Annotated in this window: 15 protein-coding genes; 12 read left to right on the top strand and 3 right to left on the bottom strand. The window is 55.8% G+C overall.

Annotation, left to right across the window (positions count from 1 at the left end; translation table 11 throughout):
- The first annotated feature begins 274 nt into the window (after window positions 1–274).
- The 3 genes from RCJ00_RS09960 to RCJ00_RS09950 all read left to right on the top strand — a co-directional run bounded on the left by RCJ00_RS09960 (window position 275) and on the right by RCJ00_RS09950 (window position 2,580).
- Window positions 275–730 (top strand): hypothetical protein, encoded by a 456-nt coding sequence (locus RCJ00_RS09960; RefSeq protein WP_316221706.1) that lies wholly within the window; start codon window positions 275–277, stop codon window positions 728–730.
- Window positions 731–1,246: 516 nt separating this feature from the next.
- Window positions 1,247–1,768 carry a YciE/YciF ferroxidase family protein gene (locus RCJ00_RS09955; protein ID WP_316221705.1) on the top strand — a complete coding sequence of 174 codons (522 nt, stop codon included), beginning with the start codon at window positions 1,247–1,249 and terminating at the stop codon, window positions 1,766–1,768.
- A gap of 236 nt (window positions 1,769–2,004) precedes the next feature.
- A complete protein-coding gene (locus RCJ00_RS09950; protein ID WP_316221704.1) occupies window positions 2,005–2,580 on the top strand; it encodes an NUDIX hydrolase in 576 nt (191 codons plus the stop codon).
- 98 nt (window positions 2,581–2,678) lie between these two features.
- Here the strand turns inward: RCJ00_RS09950 and RCJ00_RS09945 are convergent, their stop codons facing one another.
- Complete coding sequence (locus RCJ00_RS09945; protein ID WP_316221703.1) at window positions 2,679–3,626, bottom strand: magnesium transporter CorA family protein; 948 nt, start codon at window positions 3,624–3,626, stop codon at window positions 2,679–2,681.
- A 44-nt stretch (window positions 3,627–3,670) separates the two neighbouring features.
- Window positions 3,671–4,147: a DinB family protein gene (locus tag RCJ00_RS09940; protein ID WP_316221702.1), complete on the bottom strand. Its 477-nt coding sequence runs from the start codon at window positions 4,145–4,147 to the stop codon at window positions 3,671–3,673.
- A 595-nt stretch (window positions 4,148–4,742) separates the two neighbouring features.
- Here RCJ00_RS09940 and RCJ00_RS09935 point away from each other — a divergent pair.
- The 3 genes from RCJ00_RS09935 (at window position 4,743) to RCJ00_RS09925 (ending at window position 6,929) form a co-directional block, all read left to right on the top strand.
- Window positions 4,743–5,045, top strand: coding sequence for a hypothetical protein (locus RCJ00_RS09935; protein WP_316221701.1), 303 nt, complete (start codon window positions 4,743–4,745; stop codon window positions 5,043–5,045).
- Window positions 5,046–5,197: 152 nt separating this feature from the next.
- Window positions 5,198–5,452: a GlsB/YeaQ/YmgE family stress response membrane protein gene (locus RCJ00_RS09930; RefSeq protein WP_316221700.1), complete on the top strand. Its 255-nt coding sequence runs from the start codon at window positions 5,198–5,200 to the stop codon at window positions 5,450–5,452.
- A gap of 145 nt (window positions 5,453–5,597) precedes the next feature.
- A complete protein-coding gene (locus RCJ00_RS09925; RefSeq protein WP_316221699.1) occupies window positions 5,598–6,929 on the top strand; it encodes an oxygenase MpaB family protein in 1,332 nt (443 codons plus the stop codon).
- 309 nt (window positions 6,930–7,238) lie between these two features.
- Here the strand turns inward: RCJ00_RS09925 and RCJ00_RS09920 are convergent, their stop codons facing one another.
- A complete protein-coding gene (locus tag RCJ00_RS09920) occupies window positions 7,239–7,985 on the bottom strand; it encodes a hypothetical protein (protein ID WP_316221698.1) in 747 nt (248 codons plus the stop codon).
- A 620-nt stretch (window positions 7,986–8,605) separates the two neighbouring features.
- On the opposite strand from RCJ00_RS09920, the gene RCJ00_RS09915 reads away from it, so the two are divergent.
- From RCJ00_RS09915 to RCJ00_RS09890, 6 genes are all read left to right on the top strand, one after another.
- Entirely contained in the window at window positions 8,606–9,652 is a 1,047-nt protein-coding gene (locus tag RCJ00_RS09915; RefSeq protein WP_316221697.1) for an efflux RND transporter periplasmic adaptor subunit, read from the top strand.
- A gap of 6 nt (window positions 9,653–9,658) precedes the next feature.
- Window positions 9,659–12,772 carry an efflux RND transporter permease subunit gene (locus RCJ00_RS09910; RefSeq protein ID WP_316221696.1) on the top strand — a complete coding sequence of 1,038 codons (3,114 nt, stop codon included), beginning with the start codon at window positions 9,659–9,661 and terminating at the stop codon, window positions 12,770–12,772.
- The gene (locus tag RCJ00_RS09905; protein ID WP_316221695.1) at window positions 12,772–14,163 is read left to right on the top strand and encodes an efflux transporter outer membrane subunit; all 1,392 of its coding nucleotides are present in this window, start codon (window positions 12,772–12,774) and stop codon (window positions 14,161–14,163) included. The genes RCJ00_RS09910 and RCJ00_RS09905 overlap by 1 nt, the downstream gene beginning before the upstream one ends.
- A 39-nt stretch (window positions 14,164–14,202) precedes the next feature.
- The gene (locus tag RCJ00_RS09900; protein WP_316221694.1) at window positions 14,203–14,964 is read left to right on the top strand and encodes a response regulator transcription factor; all 762 of its coding nucleotides are present in this window, start codon (window positions 14,203–14,205) and stop codon (window positions 14,962–14,964) included.
- Window positions 14,961–16,322 (top strand): ATP-binding protein, encoded by a 1,362-nt coding sequence (locus RCJ00_RS09895; protein ID WP_316221693.1) that lies wholly within the window; start codon window positions 14,961–14,963, stop codon window positions 16,320–16,322. The genes RCJ00_RS09900 and RCJ00_RS09895 overlap by 4 nt, the downstream gene beginning before the upstream one ends.
- A gap of 488 nt (window positions 16,323–16,810) precedes the next feature.
- Window positions 16,811–17,611 carry a hypothetical protein gene (locus RCJ00_RS09890; protein WP_316221692.1) on the top strand — a complete coding sequence of 267 codons (801 nt, stop codon included), beginning with the start codon at window positions 16,811–16,813 and terminating at the stop codon, window positions 17,609–17,611.
- Window positions 17,612–17,637: the final 26 nt, after the last annotated feature.

Here is a 17,637-nt window from a genome sequence, read left to right as displayed (position 1 = left end):
TTTTGAGCCGTTCTCGTTCACATAGGGTTGCCGCCAAGGGGAACCACTGCCTGCCTCTACCGAGCATTCGTGCCAAAAGGCGGCAGTGACCGCAAGCTTTTGACCATCAATTTTTGAAACTTGCCTCGCGACTGGCAGCCGTCAGGGTCAGGCGCCCTTACCCGTTCTTTGTGCATCTGCGAACAAAGCCTGCCACGCCATTATCTCAGCGGTGCTAATCGTAGGCGGCAACAAGCCTCTGTATGAAACGGAAGGCATTTTTCAGGAGACCCACATGTCCGATACAGCTCCCCACTTCATCGATAGCACGAAGACCGACGCTCAAGCCACATTTGACAAAGCTTCTGATGCCGCACGGCAAGGCGCAGAGACGATCGAGGCCACCGCAAAAGACCTTTCCAACCAAGCGTCCGACGCCCTACAGTCGGGCAGTGCCGCGGCGAGCGACATGGGTAAACGCACACTGTCGACGCTGATCGATGTCAACAAAACCATTACCGACGCCTACAGCCAGTCAGTGTCGGAGATGAATGCCCTCGCCCAGCAGGCATTTCAGGTTCGCACGGCCAAGGACATGATCGCCTTTCAGAGCAATGTGCTGGCGCAGTTTCAAAGGAACTTGGCCGCGGCAGCGAACATTTATTCCGCCATTTGGCAAACCACGACCCAGTCCGTCTCATCGGCCACGGACCGCGTTCGGGAAACGACAGATACGCTCCGCGCTGCTTAAGCTTGATCGGCGGTGCGGTCGGATTCCCAGCCGCCGTGCCGCCTTTTAACCGTTTATATTCCTTATCAAACTGGCCGCGCTATAGGCCATGCAGGTTTTTGGCCTTGCCGACTTCCGGGACGAATTGAAAGGCATTACCGTGCCCCCCCCTCATCATTCACGGCGATGCTGACGGCATTGTTCCCTTCGCAAGTTCGGGTGCCCGGACGCACAAGGCAGTCGCCCATAGCCAGCTTCATGTGATTTCTTGTGGTCAGGATCGACTCTGACCAGGTTCTCGGACGAGGTCATTATTTTGTTGCACCTGTGTCGCCCCCTTCTATGCGAGTTTTCTTAGAAGTAGATCGAACGCCACTTGCAGAACTTCGGGTAAATCAAACGGTTATACGCGACCGACATCCATAACTCGCGCCGGTTTATTGAGTCCCTACAAAGCGTTCCATCTCCCGCATCCGCTTTTTACCGGGGCCTTTCTACGATGACGGCTCCACCCCATCCCCAACTCTGGAGCCCACAATGCCCAAGATCACGACCTTAGAGGACGCCTTCGTCCATGAACTTTCGGACATCTACAGCGCCGAGAAGCAATTGACCAAGGCACTGCCGAAGCTGGCCAAGGCCACCACAAATCCCAACCTCGCTGCGGGTTTCACAACTCATCTTGAGGAAACGCAAGGCCAGATCGAGCGTATCGATCAAATCGTCGAGGAGCTCGGCATCAAGCTCAAGCGCATTAAGTGCCTGGCAATGGAAGGCCTGGTGGCTGAAGGTCAGGAAACCATTGACGAAATCGAAAAGGGGCCGGTCCGTGATGTGATGCTGATCGCCGGTGCTCAAAAGGTCGAGCATTACGAAATCGCCAGCTACGGCGCACTCATCGCCGTTGCCAAGGCACTCGGCCACAAAAATGCGGCCAAGCTCCTCGCTGAAACGCTCGCTGAAGAAAAGGCCACGGATACCAAGCTTAACGGCCTCGCCATGTCGGAAGTCAATCAGCAAGCACTCGACGCGGCGGCGGATCTTACACCCGCTCAGTAAGTCACATTTTACACAACTATCAGAAAAGGCGGCCCATGACGGGCCGCTTTTTTTGTATAAGGCATTGGTCGCCATTGTAAGCGCTGCCCTCATTCGGATTTTAGTTTTTTGCCTATGATGGGCTCGCGCTTTTTTGCGCGAAATGTCTCAGTCTACCTGAACGTCAGTCAGAGGTAAAAAATGTCCGACACGCCCTTCGATCCAAATCGGGATCCTGATACCCTGCCTAATTTTCCGTGGACCACGCTCGTCATCATTGGAGCGATCGGCGCAATCGTGATTTGGATGGTCTTCGCAGCCGGTACGTCTACCTGATTACCGGAGGATTTATGGTGGTGGTTCGCAGAAGCGCCGGCATTATGCTCTACCAAGTGGATCAGAACGACCTTAAAGTCCTTCTGGTGCATCCGGGCGGGCCATTTTGGGCGCATCGCGATCTCGGCGCGTGGTCCATTCCAAAAGGGGAATACGATGGTGCCGAACCGCCTGAGGAGGCCGCCAGGCGCGAGTTTGAAGAAGAACTTGGCACACCCTACTTAGGTTCGCTGCTTGATCTCGGCGAGCTGAGACAGAACAGCGGCAAGCGAGTAACGGCCTATGCCGGCAATGGTCCGTTTGATATCGCCGGGGTTCGAAGCAACGTCTTTGAAATGGAATGGCCGCCGCATTCAAGAAAGCGCCAAAGCTTTCCAGAAGTGGACCGAGCTGAATGGTTTTCCGCCGACGAGGCAAGGCGGCGGATCATACCCGCTCAAACGGTGTTTATTGACAGACTGTTGGCGCGTCTGGATCTGGCCTCATCCAAGGGCTGAGCGATCGCACATCCCCAGAATGCAGCCCTATCCGGTTCTGAGAGCTGACGGTCGCGCATAGGGGCCGACGTGCCGGAACAACTGCTGGGCAGCATCTATTAAAACCATCGCCGCCAAATCGCGACGATCACGATCGCTACGGCGGAACCCACCATCACGCCCGTAACATAGGAAAAGCCGGAGATGCCGGAATGGAAAAACGGCGTATCGAAATTCATGCCGAATATGCCCGCCGTCGCCCCAACAATCCCGGTAATGACCGTTACGATCGTCAGCGCTTTTACCAGCTTATTCGTGTCCTGAGCTACCCGGGTGGTGTAAAGATCAAAGCTGCCAATCACTGTCTCGCGGGCATTCGACACCGAATCCTGAAGACGCTCTAAAATGCGACCCAGGCCTTCGAAATAGGCCCGGTCTGACGCCTCGATGTGGGCAAAAAAGTCAGGCCGCGTAAGCGCGTGAATAGTGTTGGCCGCCTCCGCCAGAGATTTTCGTAACCTAGACACCTGACCTCGCAATTTCGCCAAGGTTTCGAGCAAAGTTTGCTTTTCATTGGAGGTGAAAATTGCGCTGTCAAGTTTGTCGATCTCCGTTTCAATCCGGGCGACCTCTTCCCGGTACACCTCAAGGAGTTCGGCCACGAGCGCGACCGCAAAGGCCGAAGGCGTCAGGCGTCCGTTCAGCGTTTCGCCCCGGTCTGTTTCGACAAAGCGGTCCATGAATTTCGGGCGTGTCTCAGATACCGTCAACAGCCAGCTTTTGCCGACAATGAAGACCAATGAAGCCGAATTTCTGCCCTTAGACCTGTATGGGCATGGCATAACAAACCTGTAAAACGTGTCGAAAATTTCCAGATTTCGGGTTCCGCGGTCTTCAGCCAGCGCGGCTCTCATATCGGGCGGCAGATGCTTAAAGCCCTCCAAATCAACGCCGGAACCGTCTACCCAGAGAAGCTGGTTCTTGCCGATACGTCTAGGCCGGCTTGTCAGCTCGATCTCTTCGTCATGACCTTCGGCGTTGTAGAGAAAGGTTCGTATCGACGTCATGGCCCTATCTGAACTTTCCTAACGGAATCTATTATTGATCAACGTTACAAGTCACCGCACCGGGCAAGAGACAGATGTATCATCGCCAAGCTCTCGAAATCGTGAGCGCAGAGGCTATGCACCAAACCTAGGACCGACATCTCGCAATCGTCGAACCTGCCGGTTCGGGCCCACTGGTCATCGGTCAAGTCGTTCAAAACGCTCAGTGTCCGGCCGCGCGCAGTCTCAAACGCTTCCAACAGCGGGTCCAGTTCATCCCCTTCTAGCTCCGTGTCCGAGGCATCTTGTGTCGTTTCAGACCTGCGAAGCGACAACGCCGGACGCTCTTCCAACAGTACGCGCGTCAGGTCCGACTGAAATGTCTGTATCTCGAAATCCAGAATGTGTTTGAGGTGTTCGATCGCGTCATCTGGCGTGGAGCCCTCGGTCGCCTGGGCCGTTGGAGCAGACACCAAGGCTTTGATATGAGCGGTTAGACGGTCCGGAAATTCAGCCCGGGCTGAAAAAGTCACGATGCGCATATGGGATGTGCTCGCCTATCGTGCCTTGTTTGGCCAGAGCACAAGGGCGGCAAGTATAATCCCCACGCCAAGGGCTAACGGCGTAACCGGCAATGGGGCGTTATGCGTCGCGCGTAAGACGCGCCGACCGGTGGCCTGAAGCCGCTTTTCTGCACGAACGACCTCCTTGTCGAGCCGGTGCCGACCTTGTACGGCTCTGGTTTCCACGTCCTTGAGCGCCCGCTTCACCTCTCTATGGACAAACTCCGATAGTAGAGGCGCGTCCTCTGATATAGCGGCATCAGGCCTGTCATCATGGTCGTGTGGCAGTGATTTTACGGCAAGTGGCATGATCCATCCCCTTTGGTGTCATGGCACTTTAAAGCCGGTCTTATTGAGAAGCAGCGCGCTTCTCTGGTCAGTTTTATAATAAATACATACGCGCACGGACTGTCTGGTTAATTGCGAACATTTAGAGACGAGACGCCTTACCCTTTTTTGATTTCCTAGCCCGTCTGCCGTCGGCGTTTCTTACAGGTCGGCTGGTACCCTCGACCACATAGGAAGGTGTTGCCTTTGATCAAAATCGCAGACCTGCGCTGAATAGGAGATATCCATGACGATAACTGTGGCCAAAGGGGTTGCGATACCAAGCGTTGTCAAACCCGGTGACACGGAACTAACCGACGCCAACGGTGTCCCGTTTACTAGTGAAACGCGCGACCAGCACGGCGCGGACACGGTGCCAACCGGTATAGATGACGCACCTAAACCATATAGCGGAGCCGGCGTTGATATCGACTCTACGGATATGCCTGATGACGGTGTCATCGCGGTTCATGATACGGACGACGACCTTCTCGCAGAAGAACAGACACACAAGATCAGCGACATCCCCTCTCCAGATGGAAAAGACTGACGCTCAGGCTGATCATAGGCCGGCACCTCATAGAAACAACGCGAGCTCACCGTCAAAACATAAGGAAGCTGTATTTGGGAACTTATAAAAGCACCTGTAAGTCTATGGTTCCGATCTGCCGCAAAGGCCGATCCTAAACCAGGATACATCCCATGAGCATTGAAACCATCATTATCTGGCTAGTCATCGGCGCCGTCGCCGGATGGATTGCCGGCGCAGTCGTCAAGGGCGGTGGCTTTGGTCTTATTGGTGATATTGTCGTAGGTATCCTAGGCGCGTTCATAGGCGGATGGCTTGCGGGCGTTCTGGGCATTCACATCGGTGGCGGGATTATTGGCACGATCGTCACGGCAACCGGCGGCGCAATCGTTCTGCTTCTCCTGGCACGTGTGATCAGGCGCGCTTGATTTATACCCACTCATAAATCAGAATGCCCATGGAAATGGCGACCGAAGTTTTTACGCGCGTCATCGCGATGAACGCGGCCGAGCTCAGTTGATTTCGGCCGTTACCACGCCGATCTATGAAAAAAGCGTCGAGCAAAGGACATAGATGGAGCGGCATTTTCATCAAACGCTTTGGAACCAGGTCGAAAGCCAGGCAACGCAGGTACCTGCTATTTACGGCGACATGGACTTCGCCACCCTGCCTGAACGGTTCACAACGAATCCGTCTGGAGACGGTCTCCAGGGCTTTGAAAAACTGATCCCCGAGATTATGGCCGATGCCTCTCTGATCGAGATGATGGCGGCCTATACCATGACCGGAGACCCACTGGCGGATGCCTATGCCGCCAGAATTCCGGAATTTGGCTTTCGTCAGCTGATCTCCTGGCTTACGACCGCGTGCGACAAAGGCGTGGAGGCGGTTCCGGACGCGCCTGATGAATTGCGCGCCTTTCTTGCCGCAATGGAAGCAAGACCTAAGTGGCTCGATATGAATCTGGTCCGCGAAGGTGCCCGGATTGAACGCAATCACTACGCCCATTTGGTACCCTTCGCTATTCGCGGGGCGTTTCTCGCCACCTTCATGAATAAATATTCTGCCTTGCCGATGGCACTGACTGGGCAATTGTCGGATCAACTGGCTGCCAAACGCGTGCATGAGACGGCGACCTTCTTCACCCTCACCGTCATGCCGGGCGCCCTTGAACGACAGGGGGCTGCGTTTAAAGCCGCTGCAATGGTGCGCCTGATGCACGCCATGGTACGCTTCAATGTCATGAAACACAAAGGCTTATGGGATACGCGCGTCTATGGCGTGCCTATTCCACAGGTCGATCAGATGCCAGCCGGTCAGATCGGTTCATTCCTGATCGCGTTTCGGGCGCTGAAGGACGGCCGGGAGCAGTTTACCGCAGAAGAACGCGCGCGGATCGAGATCGGACGGTATCGCTGTTTTCTTCTGGGCCTGCCCGAACCCTTGCTAGGCGACACGCCGCGCTCCGTCGCCAGGTTGATGCTGGCGCGTCAAGCCACCCTGCGCGGTGGTTATGATGAAGCCACATGCGGCACCCTGGTTCGAGGCACTATGAATACAGAACTCTCTTTTGACACCTCCTTGCCAGGCAAGATCGACCGGGAACTGGAGCGAAGCTTTTCAAAAGCGTTCTTCATCAAGCACTTCTTGCAGGGCGATACGAAGCGCGCCGCCCGTATGGGCGTTACCTATACGCTAAAGGACCGAAAACTGGCCCTGATCGCTGCGACGCGCATTTTCTCCCAGCTAAGAGTGTTTGGTTTCCTCGCCGATATCCCGGTGGTGCGCAAATTCGCGGATCGCCTCCTGGTGGGCAAGCTGGAAGGGTTGCTCAAACGCTACGGTCAGGCCAGCTTCGAGTCCGACGCGGCCTCATATAAGAGCGGCCAGCGCGCGCATAATTGATCCCTCATAGTCTTATTCGCTAAACTTCCAGTTGGCGGAACTGCAGTCGGTAAATAGAATTTCGTCGCAAACGTTTCTCAACTGAGTTGACGAGGGCGTTCGCCATGCGTGTCGCCCTCCGAGCCGACAACCCTCATAAAATAGATCATCGGTTTCACAAATCTCGTTTTTATTCAGTTATAAAGAGATATTTTCTAATACGAAATCTTAGCTCTTAGTTGTGGTATGTTCCGCTCGATCCAAGCGTTAAAATAACAAGCCTCATCAATAGGAAGTTGTCCAATAGTACTGGACAAACAAGGCAGTAGATTATCTCAGCGGGGGCACGAAGCGTGCAGAGGGGTTACCGACAAAGTTATGGCTACCGACATGTGTCAGTTTGCCCACCGTATCCAGCCAGATTTCGCCGCCAATATCACGCCAGCGCTGGCAGAAAGCAAAGTCTTCACTAAGATACAGACCGCTTTCCGGATCAATCATGCATTCAAACAGGGCGTATTGCGAATCCGGCGTACTTTTGACGCGCGGATACGCATGGATATGCGAATAACGCAGAGTCGGATAGGCGGCGATCATGCTGACGATGACTTCACGCCGGATCAAGAGAAAGCCTGTACCGGCATAGTCCGCGGTGGCGAAATCGCCATCCCATTTCGCATTGTCGGCGGGATTGCCAACGTAGTGCAAAGCTTGCTCTTCGGGCGCTTCAGTCGTCTCAGCACGTGCCACCCGCTCCCAGTCCAGCGTCTTGAGTGGATAAATCCCGCCAACAACGTCCTTATTGGCCTTTAACATACGGATGAGCTGCTCCGGCTCAAAGGTGATGTCGGCATCTATGAACAGGAGGTGAGAGCATTCAGTGGCATTAAGGAACGATGAGACCAGCGAGTTGCGGGACCGGGTGATCAGCGCATCATTTCCAAGAAGCGCGAGAGTGAGTTGAATGTTATGCGGCCCAACGTATTGCATCAATGCAAGAACCGATTGCATAAACCCCTGGGTCACCAGCCCGCCAAAACAGGGCGTAGCAATGAAAACGGAGCGAATTTCGGACATGGCTGATCTATTCTGAAAGAGGTTACAAAAATTCACGAAAGATCAGATGGCGCGGCATTTAATTGTTCGGCATATGTCGAGATGCTTACACTGCCAGTGCCCATTTTTGTGCACGCTAGAATGGGCCGAAATCGACTAATTTATTGGCAAAGCCGCTCAAAACGACACTAAAACCATCCGTCTCAAGGGTGTGCTACGCCCAAAAATGAGCCATCAACTGGCCATGATTCCAGCTATTGTGTCGCGCCGGACATTTGTCACGACAAGCCGATACATATGCTTACACTTGCCGAATGTTTGGCTCTGCGTTGACAGTGTAAGGAAGACGCCTCGGCGAATAAGCGCCCCTCACCTTCGGGAGTGTTCGTTTTCGTCACAGGAATGATCGAGTAGGCAGCTATTCAAGCGTTCAACAGCCGTTGCTGGACATGTTATTTGGCTGCTTCTTCAGATAATGCGCCTATCCCGCTTTCCAGCTCGCACCTGTGGTTGATCTTGAACACACGCGAAACTCTTCTTTCGAGGCTTCAGTGTTCAAAACTACGTCCTTGGCGGTCACCTCTCTCGCCGCCTTTCTATTGCTCGCCTGCGCAGCCTGCTCACCTAAAGCCCCTCCCGGTATGCCTCAGCGGCAGGTGGAAGTCGGCTATGTGACGCTGAGCACTGAGCCGGTAACGCTGACATCCGAACTCACCGGCCGAACGACGGCCACGAAGACGGCCGAGGTGCGACCGCAGGTCGATGGCCTCATTAAGGCACAGCTTTTCGAGGAAGGTAGTATCGTCAAAGCCGGACAGCCACTCTATCAGCTTGACTCGCGGCTCTATACCGCATCGCGCGACCAAACCCTGGCCCAGCTTGAAAGTGCCAAGGCCACGGCGGCGACCGCCGATGCCAAAGTCGCGCGCTATCAACGCCTGGAAAGTGCCGACGCCGTCGCCAAACAGGATCTCGATGACGCCATCGCCACTTCACGCGAGGCCAGGGCGAGCATTGCCCAATATCAGGCCGCATTACAGACGGCGAATATCAATCTTGGCTTCACCCAGATCACTGCGCCGATCTCCGGGCGGATTGGTCGATCCACCTACACACAAGGCGCCCTCGTCAATGCGCAACAAAGCACGGCCCTGGCCACCATCCAACAGATCGATCCCATTTATGTCGATATCCAGCAATCTGCGGCCGACCTTCTCAATCTGCGTGATCATTTGGCCAGCGGAGACCAGACAAAAGGCGACGCCTCCGTTAAGCTGCGGCTGGATAACGGTACCATATACCCGCTGACCGGTAAGATCGAATTCGCAGAATCCTCTGTAAATGAAACCACTGGTATGGTCACGGTCCGCGCAAAATTCGCCAACCCGAATGGTATATTACTGCCGGGCATGTTTGTTCGCGTAGAGGCGGCGCAATCGGTCGTGCAAAACGGCAGACTGGCCCCGCAACAGGGAATTACGCGTGACAGCAGAGGTGGCGCAACGGCTCTGGTCGTCGATGCATCGGGCAAGGTCGCCCTGCGCCAAGTGACCGTCACTCAAGTCATCGGCAACAAATGGCTGGTGAGCGCCGGACTGAACGCGGGTGACAGGCTAATCGTCGAAGGTACTGACAAGGTCAGGGCGGGCGATAGTGTCAAGGCCGTCGCCACTCAGCTGAGCGAGTAAAAAGTTATGAAATTTAGTCAGTTTTTCGTTGAACGCCCGGTCTTCGCCTGGGTGATCGCCATCGCCATCATGCTCGGCGGGCTGGTTGGCCTGACCTCCCTGCCTGTCGCGCAATATCCAGATGTGGCCCCACCGTCGATCCAGATACGCGCCACCTACAACGGTGCTTCGGCTGAGACACTGGAGACCAGTGTCACCCAGATCATCGAGCAGCAACTGACCGGCCTTGACGGCATGGAGTACTTCAGCTCCTCGTCGGATTCCTCCGGCAGCGTGTCTATCACCGTCAACTTCAAAAAAGGCACGGATCCTGACACCGCGCAGGTGCAGGTTCAAAATAAGGTCTCGCAGGCTGAGTCACGCCTGCCCTCCGCTGTTACGGCACAAGGCATAAGCGTCACCAAATCGAACGCTGACTTCCTGATGATCGTAGCGCTCTATGACAAGACCGACAAACACTCAGGCAGCGAAATTTCTGACTATTTGCTGACAAATTTCCAAGACGAAGTCGCCCGCGTCGACGGCGTCGGCAGCACGTCCATCTTTGGCTCGCAGTCCGCGATGCGCATCTGGCTCGACCCCGCCAAATTGACGGCGCTGTCGCTAATGCCATCTGACGTCCAAAGCGCTATCTCCGCGCAGAACACCGACATCTCCGCCGGTCAGATCGGCGCTCAGCCCGCTGTCAATGGGCAAATGCTGAACGCCACCGTGCGCGCGAAATCACGCCTGACCACGGTTGATCAGTTTAAAAGCATTATCGTAAAGGCCTCGGACGACGGCTCGGTCATACGCCTTGGTGATGTGGCCCGGGTCGAACTCGGACAGGAAGGCTATACGACTTCGGCACAAATGAACGGGCACCCAGCCTCTGGTATCGCCATTCAACTGGCGACGGGCGCCGACGCACTCAAGACAGCCGCCGCGGTCAAGGCGCGGGTCGCAGAACTGGCTGCCAATATGCCTGAAGGCTACACGGTCGCCTATCCGCGCGATAACAGCGACTTCGTCAAGCTGTCCGTTGAAGAGGTTGTGCAGACGCTCATTGAGGCCATTATCCTCGTGGTGATCGTCATGTTCATCTTCCTGCAAAATTGGCGCGCCACACTGATCCCGGCGATTGCTGTGCCCGTCGTGCTGCTGGGGACGTTCGGTATACTGGCGCTCTTCGGCTATTCAATCAACACGCTGACGCTTTTCGCCACGGTTTTGGCCATCGGCTTGCTAGTCGATGATGCGATCGTCGTGGTCGAGAACGTTGAGCGGGTCATGGCCGAAGACGGTCTGTCCCCAAAGGAAGCGACGATCAAGTCAATGGACGAGATCGGCTCCGCCTTGGTCGGTATCGGTTTGGTTCTGTCGGCTGTATTTCTGCCGATGGCCTTTTTCAGCGGCTCCACAGGGGTGATTTATCGCCAATTTTCAGTGACCATCGTCGCCGCTATGCTGCTGTCGGTTCTGGTCGCGCTGGTCTTGTCACCTGCGCTTACCGCAACCCTCCTCAAGCCCGGCAACCATGATCCGCTAAAGCGCCGCGGTCTGTCAGGACGCTTCAATCGCTGGTTTGATCGTACCACCACGTCCTATGTGTCGGGCACAAAATCCGTTATTCAGCGTCGCTTGCTACATCTGGGCATATTTGCCGCCCTCACCATCCTCATGCTCCTGTTACTTAATCGCCTGCCGACCAGCTTCCTTCCCACGGAAGATCAGGGGCAAACCATGGTCATGTTCAACCTGCCACCAGGTGCCACGGCGGAGCGGACTGAGGCCGTGCGACACAGTGTGCAAACCTATTATTCCACCCAGGAAAAGCCGAACGTCGTTGACGCCTTTACCATCACTGGCTTTGGTTTCAGCGGTTCCGGCCAGAATACCGGCATGGCCTTTGTCACCCTCGCGCCGTTCGGCGAGCGTAAGGGCGCAAAAAACACAGCTTCTGCCATCAATATGCGCGCCATGCAGGCCTTTAGCAGCTTGCGGGATGCAACCGTCATCTCAATGACGCCGCCAGCCATTTCCGGTCTTGGCCAGTCGAATGGTTTCACCTTCGAACTTCTCAATACGAGCGGCATGTCGAGAGAGAAATTTATAGCCCTGCGGGACAAACTGATCGCCGCCGCCAACAAGAGCGACAAGCTTTCACAGGTTCGGGCCTCGACCCTGGCCGACACACCGCAGTTGCGCATTACCATTGATGACGCCAAGGTCGCAGTTCTCGGCCTGTCCGAAAGCGACGTATCGAGCGTGCTGTCAACCGCCTGGGGTGGGGCCTATATTGGCGATTTTGTCGATAGTGGTCGCGTCAAGAAGGTCTACATGCAGTCCGATGCCCCCTATCGCATGCAGCCCAGCGATCTCGACGCATGGCAGGTGCGTAATTCGCAAGGGGTCATGGTGCCCTTCTCTGCTTTCGCCACCACCTCGTGGGAAAAGGGTCCAAGTAGCGTGTCGCGCTTCAACGGCCAGTCCGCTTACGAAATTCAGGGCGAGCCGTCTTTGGGCGGCAGCTCTGGCGATGCCATGGCCGAAATGATCAAGCTGCAAAAGGAAGTGGCGCCCGGTACCGGCTATGCGTGGTCGGGACTGTCATTCCAGGAAAACCAGTCCAGCGGGCAGGCGCCTATTCTCTATGGTATATCCATGCTGGTGGTTTTCCTCTGCCTGGCCGCCTTGTATGAAAGCTGGTCGGTGCCTCTGGCCGTTCTCATGGTCGTACCCCTCGGCATTATCGGCGCCGTTTTGGCCGTCACAGTTCGCGGTCTGGACAATGATATCTATTTCCAGGTCGGACTGATCACCACCATTGGTTTGGCGGCCAAGAACGCCATCCTGATTATCGAGTTCGCCGAAGAGGGCCGTCGTAACGGCAAGCCCATGCTCGATGCCGCGCTGGACGCTGCGCGGCGAAGACTACGCCCGATCCTGATGACTAGCCTTGCCTTTATCTTCGGTGTGATGCCGCTGGCCTTGGCTTCTGGCGCTGGCGCCAACAGCCGCATTGCCATCGGCACGGCCGTTGTCGGCGGCATGCTGACGGCAACCGTCTTGGCCATCTTCTACGTCCCGATGTTCTTCTACGTCGTCTCCCGCCTGTTCCACCGTAAGGAGGCCAAATAATGAAACGACGTCTCATAGCCCTGCTATTATTGACGACGACGGCATTGAGCGCCTGTAGTCTGGCACCCAGCTATGTTCGCACGACCACGGATTTCGTGGCGCCGCAATGGCCAACTGGCGCGGCCTACCCGCAAGCGTCAGAAGCCGAAGCTGGCATGACCTGGCGCGAGTTAATAGAGGATAATCGGCTCAGGCAGGTTATCGATCAAGCGTTGACACACAATCAGGATCTGGCGGCCGCCATTGCCAACGTTGCTTCGGTTCGGGCGCAATATCGCTCGCAAAAATCATCTCAGCTTCCATCGCTGACGGCGGGCCTCGACGCCAATCAGGTAGAAAGCAAATCTGAAGACAGTACGTCCACACAGAAGAGCTTTTCTGCATCTATAGGCATATCAGCGTTCGAGCTTGATCTGTTCGGTCGCCAGCGCAACCTGTCGAAAGCCGCCTTTGAACAGTACCTATCGAGTGAAAGCGGCGAACGAGCCAGCCGTCTGACGATCATCAGCGAAACCGCCACCGCCTATGTTACTCTGGCGGCCAATATGGCGTTGCTGGAAACGGCACGGGCCCAAGTCACGAGCGCGCAGCGTACACTCACCTTGACGCAGGATCTGCATAAGCGCGGCCTGATCAGCGGCAGCGATGTCGCCAATGCCGAAACGACCTTGGCGCAGGCGCATGCGGATATCGAAAGCTACACAACGACGGTTGCACAGAACCGCAATGCGCTTGAGCTTCTGACCGGCGGGCCGGTCGCGGACGCACTCCTTCCCACTTCGCTCGATGACCTCGATAAGGCGATCAACAAGACGCCCGCCGGCTTATCTTCCAGCGTCCTTCTCAACCGCCCCGACGTTATTGAGGCCGAGCATACACTTAAGGCAACCTATTCCAATATTGGCGCCGCGCGTGCGGCCTATTTTCCGACCATTTCTCTGACCAGTACCCTTGGGACAGCGTCTGAGGCCCTGTCTAGTCTCTTCTCCGGCGATAACCGGACATGGACCAATGATATCAGTGCCAGCATGCCTATTATCGGTGGCAGTACAGGTGCAAATGTCGCTTACAGGAAGGCCCAGCGCGATTACTATCTCGCGCAATATCGTAAGGCGGCGCAAAACGCCTATAAGGATATTAGCGATGCTCTGGCCCGCCAAGGCACCCTCACCCGCCAACGCGCGGCGCAGTCGGATAGCCTGGCATCGGCAACGCGCAGTTACAAGATTGCCGACGCACGCTATCGCGAAGGCGTCGATAGTTTTCTGCCGGCATTGGTCTCGCAACGTACACTTTATTCGGCGCAACAGGCCTCCATCTCGCTGATGCTGACAGATCTCAGCAATCGGATCGCCGTCTATCAGGCGCTTGGCGCGGACAATTCGCTGTAGGGCAGGTAAGGCGGTTACATGTGGCAGACTGGACTTAACATGGCGGAACACGTAGTTTCACAGATGCCTGCGAACCTCATCGAGACATCGTTCATGCCGTCAAGAGACACACCCGCCCACCTCTTGATCGTGGATGATGACGCCGAGATCCGCTCTTTGGTCGTCAGCCAGCTATCGCGCGAAGGCTACATTCTGTTCGAGGCCGGGGATCTTGCCACCATCCGACATCATTTGAATAGCGCCCCAATCGACCTGATTGTCCTCGATCTCACTCTGCCGGATGGTGATGGACTGGTTTTATGTCGCGAACTCCGTGCCGAAGGTCACCACGGCGCCATCATCATGGTTACGGCACGCGACAGTGCTATCGACCGCGTGCTGGGGCTTGAACTGGGCGCAGATGATTATCTGACAAAGCCATTCGAACCACGGGAACTGACTGCGCGGATACGTAATCTCCTGCGGCGCACCTTGCCTGTCAGCCATCATTCAGCCCGGTTCGCCTACTTTGGCGAATGGACGCTCGATTTGACGAAGCGGCGGCTGATTGCTGGTGATAACAGCGTTGTTATGCTGTCAACGACAGAATATGAAATCCTGGACCGCCTTGTTCACAACGCACGAAAGCCGCTCTCCCGTGAGGCTCTGCTCCCGCAGCGCTCCGCCACGGTCGCCTTCGACCGGACGATCGATAACCAGATTAGCCGCCTGCGCCAGAAACTCCAGCCTGACGGTGAGGACCTCATCCTGACGGTGCGATCACAAGGTTATCTGCTTGCCTCAGACGTCGACTTCAAATGAAGCAGCTCTGGTCCTCAGTTATTAATTTCGTCTCTTCGCTCAAGGGACGCCTCACCTTGATACTGGTCATCGGCATGTCAGTCGCCGCCGTTGTTGCGCTCCTTGCGGCAGAAACCGCGCGGCAACAAGACTATCAACGCCTGTATAGCGAGAAGGTATTGGCCAGCGCCGCGGACGTGGCCTCGCGCCTGCAAAGCGATGCAGAACGCACGAAGCACAGTTTGCAGACGCAGCAAATCGTTGGCGCGCAGTTGCTAGAATTGCCGACCGACAAGATTATCCGCGACGATACCCTCACCCGGCAATTGACCGATCGCATTGGCGTCACCATGAAACCCGGTTTGTATCATCTGGAATCGGCGTCCTGCATCAAAGGGGACCCGTTTTGGGTCAAGTCGCATACCGCAGGCATTCTCGACATCAGGCCGCCGGACTGCTGGCTTCTGACGCTTGAAGATGCATCTGGCAAAATGAATATTGGATTGTCCCTGCCCAATCTCGGCAAGCCTCCCAGCGCCATAACCAGTCCCCTGTTCCTGACGCTTGTTTTCGCTTCCAGCCTCATCCTCTCACTTTTGACAGCGCGTCTGGCCAGCGCGCCATTGAGGCGCCTGTCACAAGCCGCCGACGCCTTCGCCCATTCGATCGATGCGCCTCCGGTCGTTGAAACGGGCCCCTCGGATGTCCGCGCCGCGTTGACGACCTTCAATTTGATGCAGGAGCGTGTCCGCGAAGGTGTGCGCGAACGCACGCGCGTGCTGGCGGCAATCAGTCACGATCTCCAGACACCGCTCACGCGCCTGCGATTGCGTTTAGAACTGGTAGAAGATGAGGCTCTGCGCACCCGGCTTATCAACGACCTGTCTGCCACACTTGCCATGGTCAAACGCGGCCTCGATTTGGCGCGCAGCGGTGAGAGCGCCGAGGACTGGACCCTTATCAATGTCAACTCCTTGCTGTCGAGCCTGGCCGATGACGCCGCAGATATCGGGCACAAGGTGCGCTTCATCGATGGCCCGCCCATGCGCGCAAAGGTGCGTCCCGATGCTCTTCACCGCTGCCTTATGAATCTTATCGACAATGCCGTAAAGTATGGCGGTGGCGCGGAACTATCGTGCGTCCGCCAGGACAAAACTGTGCGTATAAGCATCCGTGATCATGGGCCTGGTATGTCGCCTGAACTGCTGGCAAGAGCGTTTGAGCCATTCGTGCGCGGAGATACGAAAATTTCGAGCGGAGATGGCACGGGGATCGGTTTGACGATCGCCAAAGCCCAGGCGGCAGCAACTCGAGCTACTCTTATAGTGGAGAACCATCCGGCAGGTGGACTAAGTGCGTGTGTCATTCTGCCTAATTAGTGCACATCTAAGCCGCACGAGGAGTATTCGTGCGACGAGCAATCGCGTCCCTTTGTTCGGCGAGATTCACCCCGTCTTCAAAGTCAATGAGGCAGCCCCATACGGTGCGGGTTAGCGCTCAACATATGAACTTCGAGTTCGATGAACAGCCTTTTCTCGGTGTCCGAGCTGCAAGCGGTTCAGTCCTCCCCTCGCCGCCTGAAGACCCTGCCTTAAAAAGTCCTTGAAGGAACTTTGCGCGGAAAGCCTGCAGGTCATTCTCGACCGCGCAAGAGACTATGCCCTTAAAGCTGTCTGGGCTCTCCATTTTTAATGCTAACGACGCCATATCTCGTCCAGCCCAAAATCGCATGCCATAAACTGGGTTAAATCGCGGGGGCAGCGTGCCCTAAAACACGGCGCCGTGGCACGATACTATAATTGGGAATGCATCTTTTTCTGAAGCTTACGCGTAACCGACTTTAGGCTTATTAGATGCCGGAATTCGCATGATGCTCCAATTGCCGTCGTCACGACTTTTGTCGTCTCGCCCCGTTTTTGAATGGGTATGGATTAGCTGTGCCGTGCTTGTCGGCCATGCGTTATTGTTAGTCCTGCTCTGCCAAATGGGACAAACTCCCGTAGCGCCTGTTGGCGGCAATGCTTCTACCGAAGTGGTCGTGAGCTTGATAGCGACCGCGCCCGCAAGAGAGGCTGCGGTTAAGTCGCCTTCGATTTTATCTCTTGCCGTAAAAAAGATCAGCACGTCCGAGCCCGCATCGGACCAGGGACTAGAACCGCCAAAGATTGAACCAGAAGTTGCCCTCAATCCTGATAACGCCGAGCCGCAGCTGTCTGCCGCCGATGCCGTGACACTTGACCAGTTTAACCCAGCATCGACAGGCGCACCTGGTGTGCCTTGCGATCTGACGGCAACTCTGGCCAGTATTTTCGCCCAAAGTCCGGAAGTCCGCCAAGGACTCGAAGGTGTACCGACCTCGCAAAGATCCGTAGCCAATGCTGTTATGTTGTGGGATGGTCATTGGCCAGAGACATCGCTATCCGGCGGACAGGGGTTGCTTCGTGCCTTGCTGGTCAAAGCTGTCGGTCATGCGCGCCCAGAATGTTTGACACAGACCAACCGCGGCCCCGTCTTGTTTCTGGTACCAGAAGACCAGACGACTGTGGTCTTGGCGATCGGGTCTGGTGAATGGCGTTGGGGCGACCTTTTAAACAGTCCGGTAGACTCGGTCATCGCATCCAGAAATATTTTCATTCCCACTGCATCTGTCATTCAGCCTGCCACGTAGGGCTTTTAAGGGCCTAAAATAATAGA

Source organism: Asticcacaulis aquihabitans (assembly GCF_032490435.1).
Lineage (GTDB): Bacteria > Pseudomonadota > Alphaproteobacteria > Caulobacterales > Caulobacteraceae > Asticcacaulis.
The sequence above is the reverse complement of the archived record's forward strand: the minus strand, read 5'-3'. Positions and strand labels throughout refer to the sequence as shown.

What these genes read in the sequence shown, in the direction of transcription:
- RCJ00_RS09960 (WP_316221706.1), top strand. Translation starts at nt 275, where the DNA reads ATGTCCGATACAGCTCCCCACTTCATCGATAGCACGAAGACCGACGCT.
- RCJ00_RS09955 (WP_316221705.1), top strand. Translation starts at nt 1,247, where the DNA reads ATGCCCAAGATCACGACCTTAGAGGACGCCTTCGTCCATGAACTTTCG.
- RCJ00_RS09945 (WP_316221703.1), bottom strand. Translation starts at nt 3,626, where the DNA reads ATGACGTCGATACGAACCTTTCTCTACAACGCCGAAGGTCATGACGAA.
- RCJ00_RS09940 (WP_316221702.1), bottom strand. Translation starts at nt 4,147, where the DNA reads ATGCGCATCGTGACTTTTTCAGCCCGGGCTGAATTTCCGGACCGTCTA.
- RCJ00_RS09935 (WP_316221701.1), top strand. Translation starts at nt 4,743, where the DNA reads ATGACGATAACTGTGGCCAAAGGGGTTGCGATACCAAGCGTTGTCAAA.
- RCJ00_RS09930 (WP_316221700.1), top strand. Translation starts at nt 5,198, where the DNA reads ATGAGCATTGAAACCATCATTATCTGGCTAGTCATCGGCGCCGTCGCC.
- RCJ00_RS09925 (WP_316221699.1), top strand. Translation starts at nt 5,598, where the DNA reads ATGGAGCGGCATTTTCATCAAACGCTTTGGAACCAGGTCGAAAGCCAG.
- RCJ00_RS09920 (WP_316221698.1), bottom strand. Translation starts at nt 7,985, where the DNA reads ATGTCCGAAATTCGCTCCGTTTTCATTGCTACGCCCTGTTTTGGCGGG.
- RCJ00_RS09915 (WP_316221697.1), top strand. Translation starts at nt 8,606, where the DNA reads ATGCCTCAGCGGCAGGTGGAAGTCGGCTATGTGACGCTGAGCACTGAG.
- RCJ00_RS09910 (WP_316221696.1), top strand. Translation starts at nt 9,659, where the DNA reads ATGAAATTTAGTCAGTTTTTCGTTGAACGCCCGGTCTTCGCCTGGGTG.
- RCJ00_RS09905 (WP_316221695.1), top strand. Translation starts at nt 12,772, where the DNA reads ATGAAACGACGTCTCATAGCCCTGCTATTATTGACGACGACGGCATTG.
- RCJ00_RS09900 (WP_316221694.1), top strand. Translation starts at nt 14,203, where the DNA reads ATGGCGGAACACGTAGTTTCACAGATGCCTGCGAACCTCATCGAGACA.
- RCJ00_RS09895 (WP_316221693.1), top strand. Translation starts at nt 14,961, where the DNA reads ATGAAGCAGCTCTGGTCCTCAGTTATTAATTTCGTCTCTTCGCTCAAG.
- RCJ00_RS09890 (WP_316221692.1), top strand. Translation starts at nt 16,811, where the DNA reads ATGATGCTCCAATTGCCGTCGTCACGACTTTTGTCGTCTCGCCCCGTT.